This window comes from Ahrensia sp. 13_GOM-1096m (assembly GCF_000620605.1).
In the GTDB taxonomy this organism is placed as follows: Bacteria; Pseudomonadota; Alphaproteobacteria; order Rhizobiales; family Rhizobiaceae; genus Ahrensia; species Ahrensia kielensis.
On sequence record NZ_JIAX01000013.1, the window covers coordinates 126,199 to 145,123 of the forward strand.

Annotated in this window: 12 protein-coding genes; 6 read left to right on the forward strand and 6 right to left on the reverse strand. The window is 49.3% G+C overall.

The window, feature by feature from the left end; translation table 11 throughout:
- Nucleotides 1-34 precede the first annotated feature (34 nt).
- Nucleotides 35-184 (reverse strand): DUF3309 family protein, encoded by a 150-nt coding sequence (locus tag N530_RS18890; RefSeq protein WP_018690164.1) that lies wholly within the window; start codon nucleotides 182-184, stop codon nucleotides 35-37.
- 108 nt (nucleotides 185-292) lie between these two features.
- Here N530_RS18890 and N530_RS18020 point away from each other — a divergent pair, with 108 nt between their 5' ends.
- The gene (locus N530_RS18020) at nucleotides 293-1,522 is read left to right on the forward strand and encodes an MFS transporter (protein WP_051540916.1); all 1,230 of its coding nucleotides are present in this window, start codon (nucleotides 293-295) and stop codon (nucleotides 1,520-1,522) included.
- 60 nt (nucleotides 1,523-1,582) lie between these two features.
- Here N530_RS18020 and N530_RS18680 read toward each other — a convergent pair whose 3' ends face one another.
- Nucleotides 1,583-2,122, reverse strand: a complete 540-nt coding sequence (locus N530_RS18680; protein ID WP_051540917.1) for a D-Ala-D-Ala carboxypeptidase family metallohydrolase — start codon at nucleotides 2,120-2,122, stop codon at nucleotides 1,583-1,585.
- A 292-nt stretch (nucleotides 2,123-2,414) separates the two neighbouring features.
- On the opposite strand from N530_RS18680, the gene acs reads away from it, so the two are divergent.
- The gene (gene acs, locus N530_RS0111605) at nucleotides 2,415-4,367 is read left to right on the forward strand and encodes an acetate--CoA ligase (RefSeq protein ID WP_026480816.1); all 1,953 of its coding nucleotides are present in this window, start codon (nucleotides 2,415-2,417) and stop codon (nucleotides 4,365-4,367) included.
- 331 nt (nucleotides 4,368-4,698) lie between these two features.
- Here the strand turns inward: acs and N530_RS0111610 are convergent, their stop codons facing one another.
- Nucleotides 4,699-6,018, reverse strand: a complete 1,320-nt coding sequence (locus tag N530_RS0111610) for a TadE/TadG family type IV pilus assembly protein (protein ID WP_026480817.1) — start codon at nucleotides 6,016-6,018, stop codon at nucleotides 4,699-4,701.
- A 248-nt stretch (nucleotides 6,019-6,266) separates the two neighbouring features.
- Entirely contained in the window at nucleotides 6,267-6,479 is a 213-nt protein-coding gene (locus N530_RS0111615) for a DUF1674 domain-containing protein (protein ID WP_018690170.1), read from the reverse strand.
- 90 nt (nucleotides 6,480-6,569) lie between these two features.
- Between N530_RS0111615 and htpX the strand changes: the two genes are divergently transcribed.
- From htpX to purH, 4 genes are all read left to right on the forward strand, one after another.
- Entirely contained in the window at nucleotides 6,570-7,598 is a 1,029-nt protein-coding gene (gene htpX, locus N530_RS0111620) for a zinc metalloprotease HtpX (protein ID WP_026480818.1), read from the forward strand.
- Nucleotides 7,595-9,028, forward strand: coding sequence for an RsmB/NOP family class I SAM-dependent RNA methyltransferase (locus tag N530_RS0111625; protein ID WP_026480819.1), 1,434 nt, complete (start codon nucleotides 7,595-7,597; stop codon nucleotides 9,026-9,028). The genes htpX and N530_RS0111625 overlap by 4 nt, the downstream gene beginning before the upstream one ends.
- A gap of 84 nt (nucleotides 9,029-9,112) precedes the next feature.
- Nucleotides 9,113-10,798 carry a heparinase II/III family protein gene (locus tag N530_RS0111630; protein ID WP_162150956.1) on the forward strand — a complete coding sequence of 562 codons (1,686 nt, stop codon included), beginning with the start codon at nucleotides 9,113-9,115 and terminating at the stop codon, nucleotides 10,796-10,798.
- Between the two features lie 111 nt (nucleotides 10,799-10,909).
- Nucleotides 10,910-12,526, forward strand: a complete 1,617-nt coding sequence (gene purH / locus N530_RS0111635) for a bifunctional phosphoribosylaminoimidazolecarboxamide formyltransferase/IMP cyclohydrolase (RefSeq protein WP_026480821.1) — start codon at nucleotides 10,910-10,912, stop codon at nucleotides 12,524-12,526.
- A gap of 58 nt (nucleotides 12,527-12,584) precedes the next feature.
- Here the strand turns inward: purH and N530_RS0111640 are convergent, their stop codons facing one another.
- A complete protein-coding gene (locus N530_RS0111640; protein ID WP_026480822.1) occupies nucleotides 12,585-14,000 on the reverse strand; it encodes an MFS transporter in 1,416 nt (471 codons plus the stop codon).
- Nucleotides 14,001-14,010: 10 nt separating this feature from the next.
- Nucleotides 14,011-18,816, reverse strand: coding sequence for an NAD-glutamate dehydrogenase (locus N530_RS0111645; RefSeq protein ID WP_026480823.1), 4,806 nt, complete (start codon nucleotides 18,814-18,816; stop codon nucleotides 14,011-14,013).
- Nucleotides 18,817-18,925: the final 109 nt, after the last annotated feature.

Genomic DNA, 18,925 nt, shown 5'->3' on the forward strand with positions numbered 1-18,925 from the left:
GCGGCTTTGGTGAGCCGCGCTTTATGCTGACTGGTTAAATATTGCCAGTGAGCGCTAGAATAACAACAATAATCAACAAAACGCCGACAATGCCGATAGGGCCGTTGCCGAAGCGTCCGCGCGCAGGTATCGCGCCGATGAGTAGAAGTACAAGTATGATGAGGAGGATTGTTGATAGACCCATGACATGTTCCTTTTCGAATTATTTGATACCATAACGTCGAAACGGCTATTCGGTTCCCTTTCTCTCCTGCCATAGGCTCTGTTGGAGCTTTTACAGAAGGTCGCAATTATGAGCGAACATCAGACCACGGCTTTCTCGCCTTCAACGGCGGGCGCGTTATTTCATGCGCGATGGGCCGTTAATGCGGCGTTTTTTGCCAATGGTTTGATGATTGGTCATTGGGCGGCCAAAATTCCGGTCATGGTTGAACGGCTGGGCATTTCTGAGGGCATGCTTGGACAGTTAATTGTCGTCTTTGGCCTTGGCGCATTGTTTGCGCTTATTGTCGGTGCATGGCTGGTTACAAAATACGGTTCGGTTTTTGTTATTCGCTGGACATGGCTCTTCCTGTCGATTTCTCTCATTCTGCTTACCCTTGTGCCATCATTGTTCGGAACGGCCTTAGCGCTGTTATGGTTCGGCATGTTTTTGGGGGCGATGGACAATGCTATGAATGCCAATGGTGTGGCTGTAGAGGTCGCGCTTGATCGTCCGGTTATGTCTTCTTATCACGGATTTTGGAGCCTTGGGGGCTTGGTTGGCGGCCTCAGCGGCGGGGCTATGATTGTCTGGTTTGGCGAAATGGGACATGCCTTGATTGTCACAGGCATCGTTCTTGCGCTTATGTTTTATGCGTGGCCGCGGCTTATGTCTGATGCGAATATGGATTCTGATTTTGACGCGCAACAAGAGGCGGGCGCTCAGACTAAAAAACGCAAAACAGGAATTCCGCGCTCTTTTGGTCTTTATCTTTTGGGATTTGCCGCACTGTTTTCTTTTGCGTCAGAAGGCACAATTATCGACTGGAGTGCGCTTTATCTTCGCAATGAGCTGGATGCACCTTTGATCGTCAGCGGCTATGCGGTTGCGGCGTTTTCGTTCACAATGGCGTTGATGCGCTTTTTGGGCGATGGTGTGCGTACGCGTTTTGGTGATCGGCGCACTTTTATTGTGAGCGCAGCGATTTCATCGGTCGGGCTATTTTTTGGCGGCTATGCCGATAATTTCTATCTGGCGTGTTTTGGCTTTTTTGTTGCTGGTATCGGTATGGCGAATGTGGTGCCGGTGTTGTTTTCTGCAGCTGGCAAATATCCCGGCATTCGCCCATCGGTTGGCATTGCCGTGGTGACGGCGCTTGGCTATGCGGGGCTGCTTTTTATTCCAGCATTAGTGGGTGTTGTTGCCGAATATTATTCGATTGGCATTGTTTATGTTGGCTGGGCAATCATCGTTCTTGGCGTTGCGGCGCTTGGGTTTGTGCTGCCACATATAGACGGCAATAGAACGAAGAAGACCTAGCTGCAAACAAGAAAGCCCGACATTGAGAGCCGGGCTTATCGTCATTTTATCAAGCGTGATTTACCAAGTACGCTTTGGGCCTATATCAATATGGTAGAAGCCTGATTTATAGCGCTTATAGCCGCCGACTTTTTTGCTTTTACGCAAATATGACAAAAGGCCTTTGGTGCCCGCATGAACGCGAAAATCAACTGCCGCGCACCTTAGATGCCATGAACGTTTCTTGCCGCCAATTTTGCGGTTCTTTTTACTGCTGCGAACAGTCGAATTGACCGTGATTGGTCCGTATTTCGCAGCAACATTTTGCAAAACGCTTTTAAGCCGTGCTGGTACGCATTTTGATGGTGCGTTAAAATGGATGCGACGACCTTTGGGTAGAGCGGCGAGTTGAACTGCGCTCATGTCGTCGAAAGGTGAAGGCTCGCGCAGTAAATGGCCGTGATCATGATCCATCAGGCCATTTGTTAAAGCGTGCCAAGGGTTGCCATTGGTATTCAAAGCGCCAGATTGCGCGCTCGTTGCTGTGGTGACAGCGATGAACGTTAGAAAGAGAATAGCCAGCTTGTGACGTGTAAAATTAAGCGATTGCGTAAAGCGCATACATAAGACCTATAATTTATTCAAATGAGAGGCTTTTTAAAGAAAAGGAGGGTCGTGCAATTTAATGCACAACCCTCCCAAGCCATTGCGCGGGGGTAAATGTCTCGTTACCAAGGGTCAATTCAAGCTTAGTTACGTCCTGTCACATTAGATGTCTGGCATTTTAATAGTGTGGCAAGTGCAGTAGGGGCCGTTCGTCTAATTTACGAAGCTTTGATGTTGTTTTATTTATACTCAGTGGAGGCGCAGTTTTGCGTTAGAATACGGGCCAATGCCCTTGGAGGAGAATTCTATGTCTGGTGAAGTTTACCGTGTTTTGCCTGCGGCCGAAAAACGCGCGAAAATCGATGATGAAAAATACCTAAAGTGGTACAAGCAGAGTGTGAAAGACCCTGAGAAATTCTGGGCTAAGCATGGCAAGCGTATTGATTGGTTCAAGCCTTACACCAAAGTGAAGAATACAAGTTTTGAGGGCGATGTCTCAATCAAGTGGTTTGAGGACGGCGTCACGAACGTTGCTTATAATTGCATTGACCGCCATTTGAAAAAACGCGGCAATCAAGTGGCGATCATCTGGGAAGGTGACAATCCTTATGATGATAAGAAGATCACCTATAATGAGCTTTATGAGCAGGTGTGCCGTCTTTCTAATGTGATGAAGAAAAACGGCGTTAAAAAAGGCGACCGCGTTACAATCTATATGCCGATGATTCCTGAGGCAGCCTATGCGATGCTTGCTTGCGCGCGTATTGGCGCGGTTCATTCAATTGTCTTTGGCGGCTTTTCTCCAGAAGCGCTGGCAGGGCGAATTGTTGGCTGTGAATCCACATTTGTTATCACTGCGGATGAAGGGCTGCGCGGCGGCAAGACAATCCCGCTTAAAGCCAATGCTGACAAAGCGGTTGCGATTGCATCCAAGGGCGGCGTGGACGTGAAGACCACATTGGTTGTTCGCCGAACAGCTGCTAAAATCGACTGGAATGCAGATCGCGATGTTTGGTATCACGAGGCTGTTGCTGCGGCACGCCCTGAATGTGAACCAGCTAAAATGAAAGCTGAAGACCCGCTTTTCATTCTTTATACATCCGGTTCAACAGGCCAACCAAAAGGTGTTCTTCACACCACAGGCGGCTATCTTGTTTACGCATCGATGACACATGAATATGTGTTCGATTATCATGATGGCGATATCTATTGGTGTACAGCAGATGTTGGCTGGGTAACGGGGCACTCTTATATTGTGTACGGTCCGCTTGCTAATGGTGCGACAACCTTGATGTTTGAAGGTGTGCCGAATTATCCGTCGCCATCGCGCTTCTGGGATGTTTGCGACAAGCACAATGTCAATATTTTCTATACCGCACCAACGGCGATCCGCGCCTTGATGGGGGCTGGTGATGAGCATGTAAATAAGGCTTCACTTAAATCGCTACGCACACTTGGTTCTGTCGGAGAGCCGATAAATCCTGAAGCGTGGGAATGGTATTATAAGACCGTTGGCAAAGGTAAATCACCGATTGTCGATACATGGTGGCAGACAGAAACCGGCGGTATTATGATTTCGCCATTGCCGGGTGCAACGGCCTTAAAACCGGGCTCTGCAACGCGTCCATTCTTTGGCGTTCAGCCGCAATTGGTTGATAATGAAGGCGGGGTCTTGGACGGTGCTATTGAGGGTAATCTTTGTATTACGGACTCATGGCCTGGCCAAATGCGCAGTGTTTATGGGGATCATGAGCGCTTTATCCAAACTTATTTCTCCACCTATAAGGGCAAATATTTTACGGGCGATGGCTGCCGACGTGATGAAGACGGCTATTATTGGATTACAGGACGCGTTGATGACGTAATCAATGTTTCTGGACACCGGATGGGCACCGCCGAAGTTGAGTCAGCACTTGTGGCGCATAAGAAAGTTTCAGAAGCGGCGGTTGTTGGCTACCCGCATGATGTCAAAGGACAAGGCATTTATTGCTATGTGACGTTGATGGAGGGCGAGGAAGGCGATGACGCTTTACGCAAAGAGCTTGTTGCGCATGTGCGTTCAGATATTGGCCCTATTGCGTCACCTGATAAAATACAGTTTGCACCGGGATTGCCAAAAACACGTTCTGGCAAAATCATGCGCCGTATTTTGCGCAAAATCGCGGAAGATGACTTCGGCTCGCTTGGCGATACGTCAACACTGGCTGATCCAGCCGTTGTTGATGATTTGATTGCGAACCGCCAAAACAAAAAAGCTTAAGGCTTTAGTTCTGAAATTGATTAAGCGCTGCATTTTTCATGCGGCGCTTTTTTCATTTTGGATCAAGTGGGATGGCGTCTTAACCTGCCTATTGAAAATTACCCCTTGGCAAAACGGATTTGCTGCCCCATCTTTTACCTGTGTTTAACAAACGAAAGGGGGTGATCCGATGATCAGTAGTTCCAATAAGACGGCTCGGTTTATGCGGATTTTTGCCTCTTGGAGCAGCCTCTAAGAGTTTGAATATCTGACGCCGGAAGCGCTTAGCTTTGGTTGAAACCGACCGGTAGAAGGAATTGCGGGGCCGCTCTTTGAGCGGCCCTTTTTCTATTTAGCCGACAAGGCGCAGACCCTTAATGCTTTCAGCAATTGCTTGGAAAGCTTTTTTGAGATCTTCACCGCTTGAGGCATCAAAGAAGAACTGGTTCGTTTCTGTGTCTGGCGAGGCACATTTTGCCATTAGCTTGCTGGCATCGTCTCCACCCGCAAAGTTGATTGTGAAGACTTTAATATCGTTATCTTTAATGTTGGTGCATAGGTTTTCTGCATAAGAACGCGATTCGTTTGCGCCTTTGCCGTTCCCCTGACCATTGGAGAGAAAAGTGTTAAACTCTCCATCTGTCATGATGACAGCAAACTTTTTGGTTGTTTTGTCCGATGATGGGGCAACTTCTGATTCAGTCGGCCAAGCTGTATTCCATTTAGACGACAGCATATATTGTGCCCAAGCGATGCCCACATGACCAGCGGTAAAGCCATAGGGGTCAAGGTTTTTTATTTTTGAAGTTAGCTTGGCTGTATCATTGGTCAGCGGCAGAATTTCGTTGCTTGTGCATGGGTTTCCATCTCGGTCATTCCACCATTTTCCAGGTGCGTATGATATGCCTTTGACTTTATTCCATCCAGAAGAGAAGTCATCTGTATAGCGTTTACTGTTCGTGCGCTCGATAACGCAGCCTTTTGTTTTGCCGCTTATTTGAATTTCAGATTTGATTGGCGAGATGTTCACGGAGGCTGAATAGGGCACAAGGCCAATGCGGACACGTTTGCCTGCCTCCTCATCAGGAATTAAAGTATTAATTGCGGCACTGGCTGCCTCTATGAGGGCTTCGATCCGCGTTTCACCTGTGGGGGAGCCCTTAATTTTACTGTTCATTGAGCCGGTGACATCCAACGCCATCGCGATTTCAATTTTATCATCATTATATCTTGCTGCAGAAGCTGAGCTCACTTCCACCGTTTGATAACCCGCTACCGCTGTTAACGTCATCGGTAGCTTGATATGCGCATCAACCTTAACTGTCTTTGTGACGTCATCAATGCTGATATTATCGATTTTAACTTCGGCATTGCTAAAGCTGGCTGGATTTATGTTTGAGTATAGGAAGTTGCCGATGGCTTCTTCAGCGTCTTCTTTTGCAATTTTTCCCGTCGTTATATCGCGGGTTGTTGCCAGCACGGCGGCGTCCATTGCGTTATCCAATTTGGACTTTGCTGAATAAAGCCGTGCGCCATCAACGGCTAAACCGCCCGCTAAAACCAGAGCGACGGCGGTAATCGCGAAGATAATGGCAAACTGGCCCTGCGTATCTTTGTGAAAGCAGGACGCTGTTTTAAAAAGCTTTTTGTTCAATCTTGATATAATCGGCACGGCAATTTCCCTACACAACTGATTTCTTGCATGGCATTGCGTGGCCTGTCCTTGGATACTTTTAGCTGTATCAGCGGATATATTGGCTCAATAAACACCATGCTTTTGTTGCGCTAGGCGTAGCAAAAGCACGTTATGGAATCATAAATTTGCGCGTTTTGAAGCGTGTCTTGCTCAAGAGATTTAAAATATCACCAAGAGCGCCCTAAGAAATTCATTATTATTTTAATGAAAGGACAGATGCAGTTCTAAAAGTCGACTGCGATGCCTTTGACTTCCCAATCACCAAAGCGTGCAGGATCTTCACCGCCGCGCCCGCCAATTTCTGCTGCGCGTTTTGCTTTGTCTTCTTCCATTTGGATGCGGCGCTCTTCGGCCTCTTTTAATGCGCGCTGCGCTGGCGCAGGTAGCTCATCGAAGCTGCGTGATGGCTGGCTTTGGGTTTGCTCGTTGTCGCTCATTTTATCTACCATTGGAAATTTAGTCTTTATGATACCATATATGGGAAGAAATATAGTCAGGTCTATAACAGATTGGATGCGGATAAGCCGATGAATTTAGTCAAAACAGCAATGCTCATCTCTTTTATGACGGCGCTCTTTATGGGTGTCGGGTATATGGTTGGGGGTACTGGCGGTATGATGATTGCCTTTATCATTGCGCTTGCCATGAATGCCTTTTCCTATTGGAATTCCGATAAGATGGTTTTGCGCATGCATAATGCCAAGCAAGTAGACGCGAAATCGGCACCTGAATATTATGGCATGATTGAAGATCTTTCTGCCAATGCAGGCCTGCCAATGCCGCGTGTTTATGTGATTAACGAAGATCAACCGAACGCCTTTGCAACGGGGCGTAACCCTGAAAACGCGGCCGTTGCGGCCACAACAGGCCTGTTAAACATGCTAACGCCAGAAGAAGTTGCAGGCGTGATGGCGCATGAATTAGCCCATGTTCAAAACCGCGATACGCTCATCATGACGATTACAGCGACTTTGGCTGGTGCCATTTCGATGCTTGGTAATTTTGCGCTGTTTTTTGGTGGCCGCAATAATAATAGCCCATTTGGGTTCATTGGCGTGTTGGCGGCGATGATTGTTGCGCCATTTGCTGCGATGATTGTTCAAATGGCGATCAGCCGAACACGTGAATATTCAGCAGACAAACGGGGTGCGGAAATCTGTGGCCGTCCTGAATGGCTGGCAAGCGCGTTGGTGAAAATTGCTGGCGCATCGGGCCGCAGCGTTAATATTACCGCTGAGCGCAATCCGGCAACGGCGCATATGTTCATTATCAATCCGCTGAATGGTTCTGGCGCTGATAACCTGTTTTCGACCCATCCGGACACGCAAAACCGCGTGAATGCTTTGATGGCGATGGCTGAGGAATTCGGCGGCCAAGCACATGAAACATCACAGCCACCATTGGCACGCCGTGAGAGTTCGGTTACAGAGTTGCCTTCGGCCAAAATTGAGCACAAACGCGGCTCGTCCGGTATTCCAAATACTGGTGGCAATCATGCAAAGTCTTCAACCTCAAAGCCGCTGCCTTGGGGGCGCGGCGAGGAAAATGACCGGTGAACGACCAAAAATCGAAACGTGACGAAGTACGCGCCCGCAACAAAAAGGCGCGCGCTCCCCATCAAGCTGAAACAAAGTATAGCGATGATGGGGCTAATAAGCCCGGACTTGCAACGCGGCGCACCGCGCACCGTTTGCTTGGTGCGATCATAGAGACCAATACATCTTTTGATGCGTTGACCGATGATGCTCATGGTCACCCGCACTATCTGGCCTTAGATCGGCGCGACCGTGCGCTTTTACGCGCCATATTGATGGTAGCATTGCGTTTTCGTGCCGAACTTAGTGATGTGCTGGACAGTTTTATCGATAAGCCATTACCGGCAGGTGCAACCGCCCTGCAGACTGTGCTTCATGTCGCATTGGCGCAGATTTTGTTCCTTGATGTGCCCGATCATAGCGCCGTTGATCTGGCGGTTGAATCGGCGAACCGTGATCCGCGTTTGAAGCGTTTTGCTTCGCTTGTGAATGCGGTCACGCGCCGCGCTGTGCGCTCTAAGCAAAAAGTGCTCGATAAAATAGCGCAGGCAACACCGCGGTCATCGCCGTGGTTTTCTGAGCGGTTGATCGAGATTTATGGCGCGGAAAAAGCAGCTGAAATTGAAGCAATGCACCGCATTGAAGCGCCGCTTGATTTTACGGTAAAGAATGCTGGCGAAGCAGAAAAATGGGCAGAAGCGCTTGAGGCGGCACTATTGCCGTTTGGTACATTGCGCCGCCCGCACGGCGATGCCGATATTACGCAACTTGCAGGTTTTGATGAAGGCGCTTGGTGGGTGCAAGATGCCGCCGCCGCACTGCCTGCAAAGTTGTTTGGCGATCTGAACGGAAAACGGGCGCTTGATTTATGCGCGGCACCGGGCGGAAAAACCGCGCAGCTTGCAGCGGCTGGCGCTAAAGTTACCGCGCTTGATATGTCTGCCAATCGCTTGAAACGCTTGGACGAGAATTTGGCGCGGCTTGGGCTAAATGAGAATTGCCAAACGGTTGTGTCTAGCCTGTTTGATTTTGCGCCAGAGGAATTATTCGACGCTGTTCTGCTTGATGCACCTTGTTCGTCAACCGGTACGGTGCGCCGCCATCCCGATGTGCCGTGGACAAAAACACCTGAAGACATCACAAAGCTTGCTGAACTTCAGGCGCGGATGCTCACCAAGGCTGCGCAGTTTGTTGCGCTCGATGGTGTGCTAATCTTTTCGAATTGTTCGCTTGATCCATTGGAAGGCGAAGATGTGGCGCGCGTGTTCGCAGATGCTGATAATGGCTTTGATGTTGTGCCCGTTGAGGCCGCCGCCATTACAGGTTTAGAGACCTGTTTAACGCCGGAAGGTTTCGTGCGCACGACACCTGCTGACTTTAACCGCGAAGGAAATTTCGATGGTTCAGGTCTCGACGGGTTTTTTGCCGCTGTATTTAAACGCCGTGGATGAATTTCGCACGCGTAACAATTTGGCTTTATATTAAGCTCATCATCGTCTAGCCTCTTTTGGGGAAGAGTGATGGGGGCGAAGTTTTTGAGTAGCCTATCGAATATTATGAAACCAGATTATCTGCGTGTCGGCGCAGAGCTTGTGCTGGAACGGATTAACAGCCGTTTGCAGGCCGGTCCCCTATGGTGGTTTCGTTTTGTTGGCCGAACATCAGAGCGCCTGCTTTTCACACCATCTTGCATTCGCCCTTCTGACCCGCTTGTTGCGCGGGATATTTATCAGGGGCGTTTTACGTTTTCTGGTCGCACGGTTGAAACGGGCGCAACCTCTGTTTTTGATGTTGAGGCGCCGTCACCTGCTTGGGAAAACGGGTTGCACAGCTTCCGCTGGCTTAGGCATTTGAGCGCGGCTGATACCGAACTTGCCTCAGAAAATGCGCGTGCTTTGATTGATGGTTGGCTTAATGGGCCGGGCAAACGCATTATCGGTGTTTCGTGGGAAGCTGATATTTGTGCGGCTCGCTTGATTGCATGGCTGCAACATGCGCCGTTCATATTGCGTAATAGTGAGCACTCATTTTACCGTAGGTTTTTAGCCTCGATCAATAAGCAAATGCGCTATTTGCGGGCCTTTGCGCGTGGGTGCCAAGACGATCTTAAATTGTTGAAAGTGCGGATCGCACTGGCGATGTGCTCACTCGTACTGACAAGCCATGATAAAACGCGCACACGGGCGGCACGTAACTTAGAATATCAACTCAAGCGGCAGATCTACACCGATGGTGGGCATGTCTCACGCAATCCCGATGCCATTGCCGATATTCTTTGCGAATTATTGCCGCTTTCGCAGCTTTATATTGCGGCCTCAAAGCCTGTACCATCAGAGCTTCTACGTGCGATTGATCGGCTGTTCCCGATGCTCCGCTTCTTTCGCCATGCCGATGGCAGTATCGCGCAATTTCATGGGGCTGGAATTGGTGATGCAGATATTTCGGCTGCGGTGCTTCGCCATGATGTAACCAATGGTCAGCCCAACGGCATTGCCAATCAAAGTGGTTATCAAAAGCTGGTGGAAAATGATGCTGTTGTTATTGCAGATATTGGCCGTCCGGTAGCGGGTTATAACGGTGTTAAAACGCATGCCAGCACGTTGGCATTTGAGTTTTCAAGTGGCCGCAACCGGTTGATTGTCAACGCCGGTGTAGATCGTTTGTGCCGTGATGTTTATGATGCTCCGGCACGCGCAACAGCTGCTCATTCAGCGCTCGTGCTGGATGATAAGTCTTCTGCACAATTTGCCGTATTTAGTTCCGGCAGGCGGCGACATACGCGGCTTTTACGTGGCCCGACAGTTGTGGAAACACAGCCTTGGAAAACCGAGAATGGCGAAGGCTTCAGTGCACGTCATAATGGTTATCTGCCCACATCAGGTCTGTGGCATGAGCGCGGCATTTTGCTTGCTCATTCTGGGAGGCGCCTTGATGGTTATGACAGACTGACGCCTGAAAGCGCTATTCACAAGACAAGCCATAAGGCTGATATCCGGTTTCACCTTCATCCTTCGATACAGGTTGCAGAAGTTGGTGACTATTTGCAGATTAAAACGGATCGCGGTGAGGTTTGGCAATTTAGCGCCGTCAATCAAAAGCCGATGATTGAGCAGAGCATTTTTCTCGCCGGTATTAGCGGGCCGATTTATAATTGGCAGATTGTTATCTCGTTTGAATATCCGGGCGTTGATAGCGTAAAGTGGCGCTTTGAACGTATCTGATAAAAATCTGTGGCTTTTAGCCTCATTCACGTGGCGGCATGGTCATCATGGCAAGCTAATGCTATGGGGCGGTAAATCCTCTCCATTCTCGCTTCAAGCAGGCAATTTATCATGGCAATAGCTTCCAAAAAAATTACTCCGCCGGACCGCGTTGAGGTTAAACGCGCGCTTCTATCTGTCTCCGACAAAACTGGGTTGATCGATTTCGCAAAGGCGCTCGTCGGTCATGGGATTGAATTGGTTTCAACGGGCGGTACACGCAAAGCGATTGCTGATGCGGGCCTTCCTGTTCTTGATATTAGTGAAGTAACGGGCTTTCCTGAAATCATGGACGGGCGCGTTAAAACATTGCACCCATCGGTGCATGGTGGATTGCTGGCTGTGCGCAACGATCCTGAGCATGTTGCGGCGATGCAAGAGCACAATATTGTTGGCATTGATCTGGTTGTGGTCAATCTTTACCCATTTGAAGAAGTTGTTGCACGCGGTGAAGATGAAGCAACGACAATTGAAAATATCGACATTGGCGGACCTGCGATGGTTCGTGCCTCTGCGAAAAACCACGGCCATGTTGCTATCGTAACGGACGCTGGTGATTATGATGAAGTTCTGGCAGCGTTGAACGAAAATGGTGGCGCAACGAACCTTGCCTTGCGCAAGCAATTGGCTTTGCGTGCGTTCCGCCGCACTGCCAGCTATGATGCGATGATTGCAAACTGGATGGTCGGCGCGATCGATGATGAAGGTTTTGGACGCTATGATGCGATCGGTGGCACATTGGCGCTATCCATGCGCTATGGCGAGAACCCGCACCAAAATGCATCGCTTTATCTAACAGGCGATAAGCGTCCTGGTGCTGCGACAGCCAAACTTATTCAGGGCAAGGCGCTCTCTTACAATAATATCAATGATACGGATGCTGCATTTGAACTTGTCAGCGAGTTTGCAACGGACAAACCTGCCGTTGCGATTATCAAACACGCTAATCCGTGCGGTGTGGCAACGGGCGATACGATTAGCCAAGCCTATGCACGCGCTTTTGACTGTGATCGCACGTCGGCCTTTGGCGGTATTGTTGCTTTGAACCAGAGGCTTGATGCTGAATCAGCTGAAGCGATTTTGGGTGTGTTTACGGAAGTTGTTATTGCGCCTTCTATTTCAGATGAAGCACGCAAACTCTTTGAGAAGAAGCCGAATATCCGCTTGCTCGAAACAGGTATGTTGGCCGACCCGAGAGCGGCTGGGTTTACGCTTAAAACAATTGCTGGCGGCTACCTTAAGCAAAACCGCGATGCAGCTGTGGTTGATGATATGGATTTGCGGTGTGTGACCAAACGCGAGCCAACGCCGCAGGAAATGGCAGACCTTATTTTCGCATTCCGCGTTGCCAAACATGTGAAATCCAACGCCATTGTTTATGCGCGTGATGGGGCAACGGTTGGTATTGGCGCAGGGCAGATGAGCCGTGTTGATTCCAGCCGTATCGCTGCACGCAAAGCTGTAGATGCTGCCGAAGCAATGGGCATTGATGAGCCAATGACGAAGGGCTCTGCGGTTGCTTCTGATGCGTTCTTCCCGTTTGCTGACGGTCTTCTTGCTGCTGCTTCTGCGGGGGCAACCTGCGTCATTCAGCCGGGCGGTTCAATGCGCGATGATGATGTTATTGCAGCTGCTGATGAGCACAATATTGCAATGATTATGACAGGCAACCGTCACTTCAGGCACTAAGCTTTTATTTTTGAAGCGTCCTTTGCCTGCGCGTTGCAGGTTCAGGGCGCTTCTTTTTTTAGCGCATACGGCGCGCGACATAGTTCGGCTTATTGGCAGGATATGGCGTGCTGTAAAGGATTGCACTTCCGGCCACCAAAAAGATGATAATCATTGCCATGCCAATGCGCGGCGAATTTGTGATGTCGGTTACAATGGCAACAGCAAGCGGTGCAGCAAAGCTGGTGGCTCGTCCTGCAAGCGCATAAATTCCGAAATAACGCCCTGCATCTTCTGGCTCCACACTGCGTGCCATATAGGAGCGCGATGATGCTTGTACTGGTCCAAAGGCAACGCCGATCAAAAGACCGAATACAAGATAGGCTTTTTCCGCTGCTGTCGCGAAAAGGCCACCTGGATCATCGGTAGAAAATTGTAGCAAACCAAACAGAGTGAAGCCTGGTCCGGTGGATACAATGCCGATGGTCGCAATGATGAGGCAGATGATTGACAGTTGCACGATCGCTTTCGAGCCAAAGCGGCTGTCCATACGGCCAGCAACAAGGCAGCCGGCAATTGCAACGATGTTTAAGATGATGCCGAAGATGCCAATCTCGGTAATCGACCATTGAAACATTGCAGCAGCAAACGCGCCGCCCAGTGCAAGCAATGCGTTTACACCGTCTTGATAAATCATACGTGCAATCAAAAAGCGTAAGAGGCCAGCTTTATGGCGCACTTCTTTGAGCGTTGCTTTTAAATCTTTAAGGCCAAGCCGCACGGCTTGCGCCATCGGTTTTCCTGCTGTTTTTGCTGAATCGGGCGTGAAGAAAAACATTGGCAAAATGAAGATAAAATACCAGATCGCAGAGATTGGCCCTGCTGCACGGGCGTCTTCGCCAAGTGCTGGATCAATGCCAAATAGAGGCGTTATGCCGATGAGTGTTTTGCCCGTTTCAGCATTTCCGGCAAGGCCCAAAATGATGAAGATCAAAACGATCATGCCGCCAGCATATCCAAGGCCCCACGCAATGTTGGAGACCTTGCCCACATCCTTGGAAGGGATAAGGCGCGGCATCATTGAATCGTTGAACACCGTTGAAAATTCAGCTGCGACCGATGCCAATGTGAAGGCCGCAACCACCCATACAAGGCTGGAGCCGGGGGCTGCCCACCATAGGGTGAAGAGCATGGCTATTTTTACCGCAGCAAAGGCAGCAATCCAAGGTTTTCGCGGGCCGGTTTGATCCGCGATTGATCCAAGAATGGGCGATAATATCGCAATGATAAAACCGCCTGCTGCTATGCCATAGCCCCATGCGGCTTGTCCTGCCGCTGGGTCTGAAGCCATTTTTGAGACGAAGTAAGGCCCAAAAATGAAGGTTGTGACAACTGTGAAAAACGGCTGTGCTGCCCAATCAAAAAACATCCATCCCCAGATGCCTCTTTTTTGTGTTGCGGGTTTTTCTGAGGCATCCAGATTGGTATCGGTCATTTTTTATCCGTTAGCTGACAAGATCAGTCAATAAGCCCGCTGCTACTGTTAGCCGCGAGACTGTCAAATCTGATTTGTCTGTTAGGTCAGAAATTCGCTCTTGCACGCGCAATATACGCACTTCATTGGCAGCATGCCAAGCTTCAACAGCTGCTGTCGCTTCGAGCGTATTGTTCGAAAGTGCAGAGATTGTAATAGCGTTGCGTGCTGTATGAATTGTGTCGAGCGCACGTTGCTGGGCTAACCCATCAAAGTAGTCTCCCGTTTCCAACAGATTTGCAAGATGCTCCAACCTGCCAATTTTAAACGTATTGGAGACAGCAAACAGAGCCTGTGCAACATCCAGTACATCGCGGTTCGTTGCATCCATAATTGCAGCCATGTCTGGTGCCATCGTCAAAATTGGCAGTAGAGCAAGGCGTTTGGCATGTGTATCGCTGAGGCCGCAACCTTTGAATGTTTGATGACGCTCTTTTGCCCAATCGTTCAAATATTGCGGTATGATAGACATGAGCTTGCCTTCAAGCACATCGCGAATGGCAGAAAGCCGCGCCACATGATCTGCAATCGCAAGATCATCATTGACGGTTTTAATGAAACCGCTAATGGCTGTGCGCTGCGAGTCTGACAGGTCTTTATAAAGCGAGAGCTGTTCACTGCCGCTCACCTTGCCATCAAGTGCATCAATTGCCGCGTTTAACTGCGGTAAATTATAGGCATCGCGGGTGATGACATGTGCACGCACAATCGTCGATGGCAGAACGCCGGTTGCATCTTCAAAGCGGCTAATGACTGATGGGCCGCCTTTGTTGACAACTTCATTGGCCAAAACTGTGCCGATGATCTCACGGCGCAGACGGTGGGTTCTGATGTTATCTGCGAAGTCTTTTTGCATTTTCTTCGGGAAATAACTCATCAGATATTTTTCAAGATATGGATCATCTGGAACATCTGAAGCAACAAGATCATCAAGAAGCACAATCTTGGCATAAGACAGAAGAACGCCGATTTCTGAGCGTGTAAGGCCCGTTCTATCGATTAGGCGTTGTGCCAGCTCTTCATCATTGGGCAGGTCTTCAACTTCGCGGTCAAGAAGGCCGCGATCTTCCAGCGATTCCATAAGGCGTTTTTGAACGGAAAGCATCGATGCGCCGCGTTCATGTGTTCGGCTAATCGTTAGCGTTTGTTCGTAGTTATTTTCCAGCACCAATTCAGCGACATTATCGGTCATTGCTTCCAGTAGCTTGTTGCGCTTTTCACGCGGCAAGCTGCCATCACGCATGGAAGGCGCAAATGCGATTTTGATGTTCACTTCCACGTCAGAAGAGTTCACGCCGGCCGAGTTGTCGATGGCATCAGAGTTACAGCGCCCACCCAGCAAGCCGTATTCGATACGCGCTGGCTGTGTGACGCCAAGGTTTGCGCCTTCGCCAAGCACTTTTGCACGTACATCTTTTGCTGCTACGCGGATAGGATCGTTTGCTTTATCGCCAACCTCTGAATTGCTTTCATGGCTTGCGCGAATATAGGTGCCGATGCCGCCGAACCAGAAGAGTTCAACTTCAGCCTTCAATATGGCTGTCAAAATCTCTGTTGGTGATGCTTTGGTTTTATCAAGGCCAATGGCATCAGCCGCCGCCTTAGACAGTGTGATTATTTTTTGGCTGCGCGGGAATATGCCGCCGCCTTTGGATAGTTTTTTTGTATCATAATCCTGCCAACTGCTGCGGCCCAAATTAAAGATACGCTCACGTTCCTTGAACGATGATGCAGGGTCTGGATCTGGATCAATAAAGATGTCGCGGTGATCGAACGCAGCGATCAGTTTGATCTGCTTTGACAAGAGCATGCCATTGCCAAAAACATCGCCCGACATGTCGCCAACACCGGCAACAGTGAATGGCTCTTCTTGGATGTCTTTATCCATTTCGCGGAAGTGACGTTTAACAGCCTCCCATGCGCCGCGTGCTGTGATGCCCATTTTTTTATGGTCATAGCCAGCCGAACCGCCAGATGCAAAAGCATCATCCAGCCAGAAATCATGACCTTGAGAAATGCCGTTTGCCGTGTCGGAGAATGAAGCAGTTCCCTTATCGGCTGCAACAACAAGATAAGGGTCATCGCCATCATGGCGCACGGTGCGCAATGGTGGAATTACAGTGTCGCCGTCGAGGTTGTCTGTAAGTGACAATAGCGATGAAATAAATGTCATATAGGCAGAACGACCTGCCTCATAAATCTCATCGCGTGATCCGTTCTTTGGCAAGCGCATTGGATAAAACGCGCCTTTTGAGCCTACCGGAACAATAACAGCGTTTTTAACCTGCTGTGCTTTGACCAAGCCGAGCACTTCTGTTCGATAATCTTCCGAGCGATCAGACCAGCGCAGGCCACCGCGTGCGATTGGCCCAAAGCGCAAATGCAGACCTTCCACATCTGGCGCAAACACATATATTTCGCGGTAAGGCTTTGGTGCTGGAATGCCATCGATCTGGTGTGGATCAAATTTAAAAGCGATGTTTCGCTTTGGCTGACCATTTTCATCATGTTGAAAATAGCTCGTTCGCAATGTTGCTTCAATAAGGTTGAGGAAGCGCCGAATAACCCGGTCCTCATCAATATTGGGCACTTCGGAAAGGCTGTCGCTGATCGCAGCTTTGATATGTTTTTGCGTAACGTTTGTGTCTTCTTCAGGATCGGCCGCACGATCAGGATTGAATCTTGCATCAAATAAATCGAAGAGCTGGCGTGCGATATGGCTGTGTTTTATGAGCGTCGATGCCAAATAATCCTGGCTAAATGCGATGCCAGCTTGTTTGAGATAACGACCATAAGCGCGCAGGGCAGTTACTTGCCGCGCATTGAAGCCTGTTGAAAGAACAAGGCCATTGTAACGGTCGTTCTCATTGGCACCTGACCAAACAGAGACAAAGCTCTCTTCGTAAAGAGCGCCGCAATCTTCCATTGGTACGATTTCGCCGGAGGCGCTTTCAAGGCGCATTTCATGCAAGAAAACCGAGATCGGGCCATTGGCTTCTGTTGGTTTGAGCGTGACCTCGTAGCTCAGCTCATCAATGACACGGAAGCCCATATTTTCAAGGATAGGCACACGCTCTGAAAGCGGAACCGGTGCGCCAAGATGATAGATGCGCAAAGCAGCTGAAGACTTGTTTTCGGTGTCATCAGACACTGCATGGAAGTCTGCTGCAATAGGATTTTCGATTGACAATTTTTCAAGGTAGTCAACGTCGCGCACCGCTTGGGCGGCGCTAACTGTGTCGCGGTAAACATTACTGAATGAGAAGCGATTAAAGGCTGCTGCATCAAGGTCCGGTTCTTCGCGCAGTGCATCTTCCCATGTGCGGATGATGTTGTTGACGGTGCGCTCCAATGAAGCCTGTGTCGGCTTTGGTGTTTCGCCTGAGCGGCGACCAATAATAACATGGACGCGTGCCAGCATGCCTTCTGGAATGGCTGGATAATAAGCCGAGACATGGCCGTCATAGGCATCGGCCAAGGCTGCACAAATTTTCTCGCGGTTTTCAGAAGAGTAACGGTCGCGGGGCACATAGACGATGGAAGAGACAAAGCGATCAAATGGATCGATGCGGCTTAGAACCCGCACTCTTGGGCGGTCGGTAAGCGCAAGTATTGCCTCAGCATTTCGTAATAGGGTAGGCGCATCGACCTGAAATAGTTCATCACGGGGATAATCTTCAAGGATATTGAGGAGTGCCTTGCCGGAATGACTGTCGGCTTCATAATCAGAACGCGCGATAACCGTTTCAATTTTAGATTTGATATAAGGAACACGTTTTACAGAACGCGTATAGGCTGCGGATGTGAACAAGCCGACGATGCGAATCTCGCCCGACAATTTGCCTTTATCGTTATATTTCTTGATGCCGATGTAATCCATATAGGTTCGGCGGTGGACGACCGATTTGAAGTTGGCTTTAGTGACGATCAGCACATCGCGGCCGGTCAAGAAGGCACGAATTTCGGGTGTTGTCGTGACCGGTTCATCGCCGCGGCGCAAGACATGAATATCGGGATTATTCAAAATGCCAAGCGAAGGTTGGTCGGCGCGTACCAGCTTGCCGGTTTTTTCGCCGCCGACATAATTATATTCGCGTATGCCAAGAAACGTGAAGTTATCATCACGCAGCCAAGACAAAAACTCGACAGCCTGTTGAATGTCTTTCTTGCGTGCAGGGGTTACGCCTTCTGTCAGGGCTTGAACGATTTCGCTCATCTTGCTCTGCATAGGTTGCCAGTCACGAACGGCGGCCTTCACTTGCACAAGTGTTGAGATAACGCTGTTCTTCAAAGTTTCGCGCGCTTCGTCGCTCATCTGAGGAAGAATTGCGACAATGACGCTGGTGCGCAGGGTTTTCTCACGGGCAAGGCCAGGGCGCGACTTGTCGATAATGTCGAAGCCCTTGGCGTTGTGTTTTACATCCAGAACCGGATGGACGACCATGTGAACATCAGAGGCTCTTTCGTTGATTTCGCCCAAGACGCTATCGAATAAAAACGGCATGTTCTCATTGATGATCGAAACAATTGTCGCCGACTTACCCAACTCATCCGTGATGCTTTGCACTTCGACGATTGATTCGCCTTTTTTGTGAGTGCTTAAAGTTTCAGAAGAAAGTTTAATTGCTGCTGCTAGCGTATCGATTTCGATGATCGCTAGATCTTCAGCATAAGCTGCACCCAAAAGTGGTTCAGCAAGAGCCGTTTCCATTACGCTCAATTTAGCGCTGACTTCTTGCAGAATGCGTTTTGCGGATGCGGTAAGCGTTTTTCCCATTTTAGTCTCCCGTTCGTTGCACTTAGCGGCAATCTGGCGTTACCATAGCAGAGCATATTTTACTTGCAGTATAAAATTGCCATTGTCTGTTTTCAAAAATATGTCACAC

Coding starts and splice junctions, on each gene's coding strand:
- N530_RS18890 (WP_018690164.1), bottom strand. CDS start 184: ATGGGTCTATCAACAATCCTCCTCATCATACTTGTACTTCTACTCATC.
- N530_RS18020 (WP_051540916.1), top strand. CDS start 293: ATGAGCGAACATCAGACCACGGCTTTCTCGCCTTCAACGGCGGGCGCG.
- N530_RS18680 (WP_051540917.1), bottom strand. CDS start 2,122: ATGCGCTTTACGCAATCGCTTAATTTTACACGTCACAAGCTGGCTATT.
- acs (WP_026480816.1), top strand. CDS start 2,415: ATGTCTGGTGAAGTTTACCGTGTTTTGCCTGCGGCCGAAAAACGCGCG.
- N530_RS0111615 (WP_018690170.1), bottom strand. CDS start 6,479: ATGAGCGACAACGAGCAAACCCAAAGCCAGCCATCACGCAGCTTCGAT.
- htpX (WP_026480818.1), top strand. CDS start 6,570: ATGAATTTAGTCAAAACAGCAATGCTCATCTCTTTTATGACGGCGCTC.
- purH (WP_026480821.1), top strand. CDS start 10,910: ATGGCAATAGCTTCCAAAAAAATTACTCCGCCGGACCGCGTTGAGGTT.
- N530_RS0111640 (WP_026480822.1), bottom strand. CDS start 14,000: ATGACCGATACCAATCTGGATGCCTCAGAAAAACCCGCAACACAAAAA.
- N530_RS0111645 (WP_026480823.1), bottom strand. CDS start 18,816: ATGGGAAAAACGCTTACCGCATCCGCAAAACGCATTCTGCAAGAAGTC.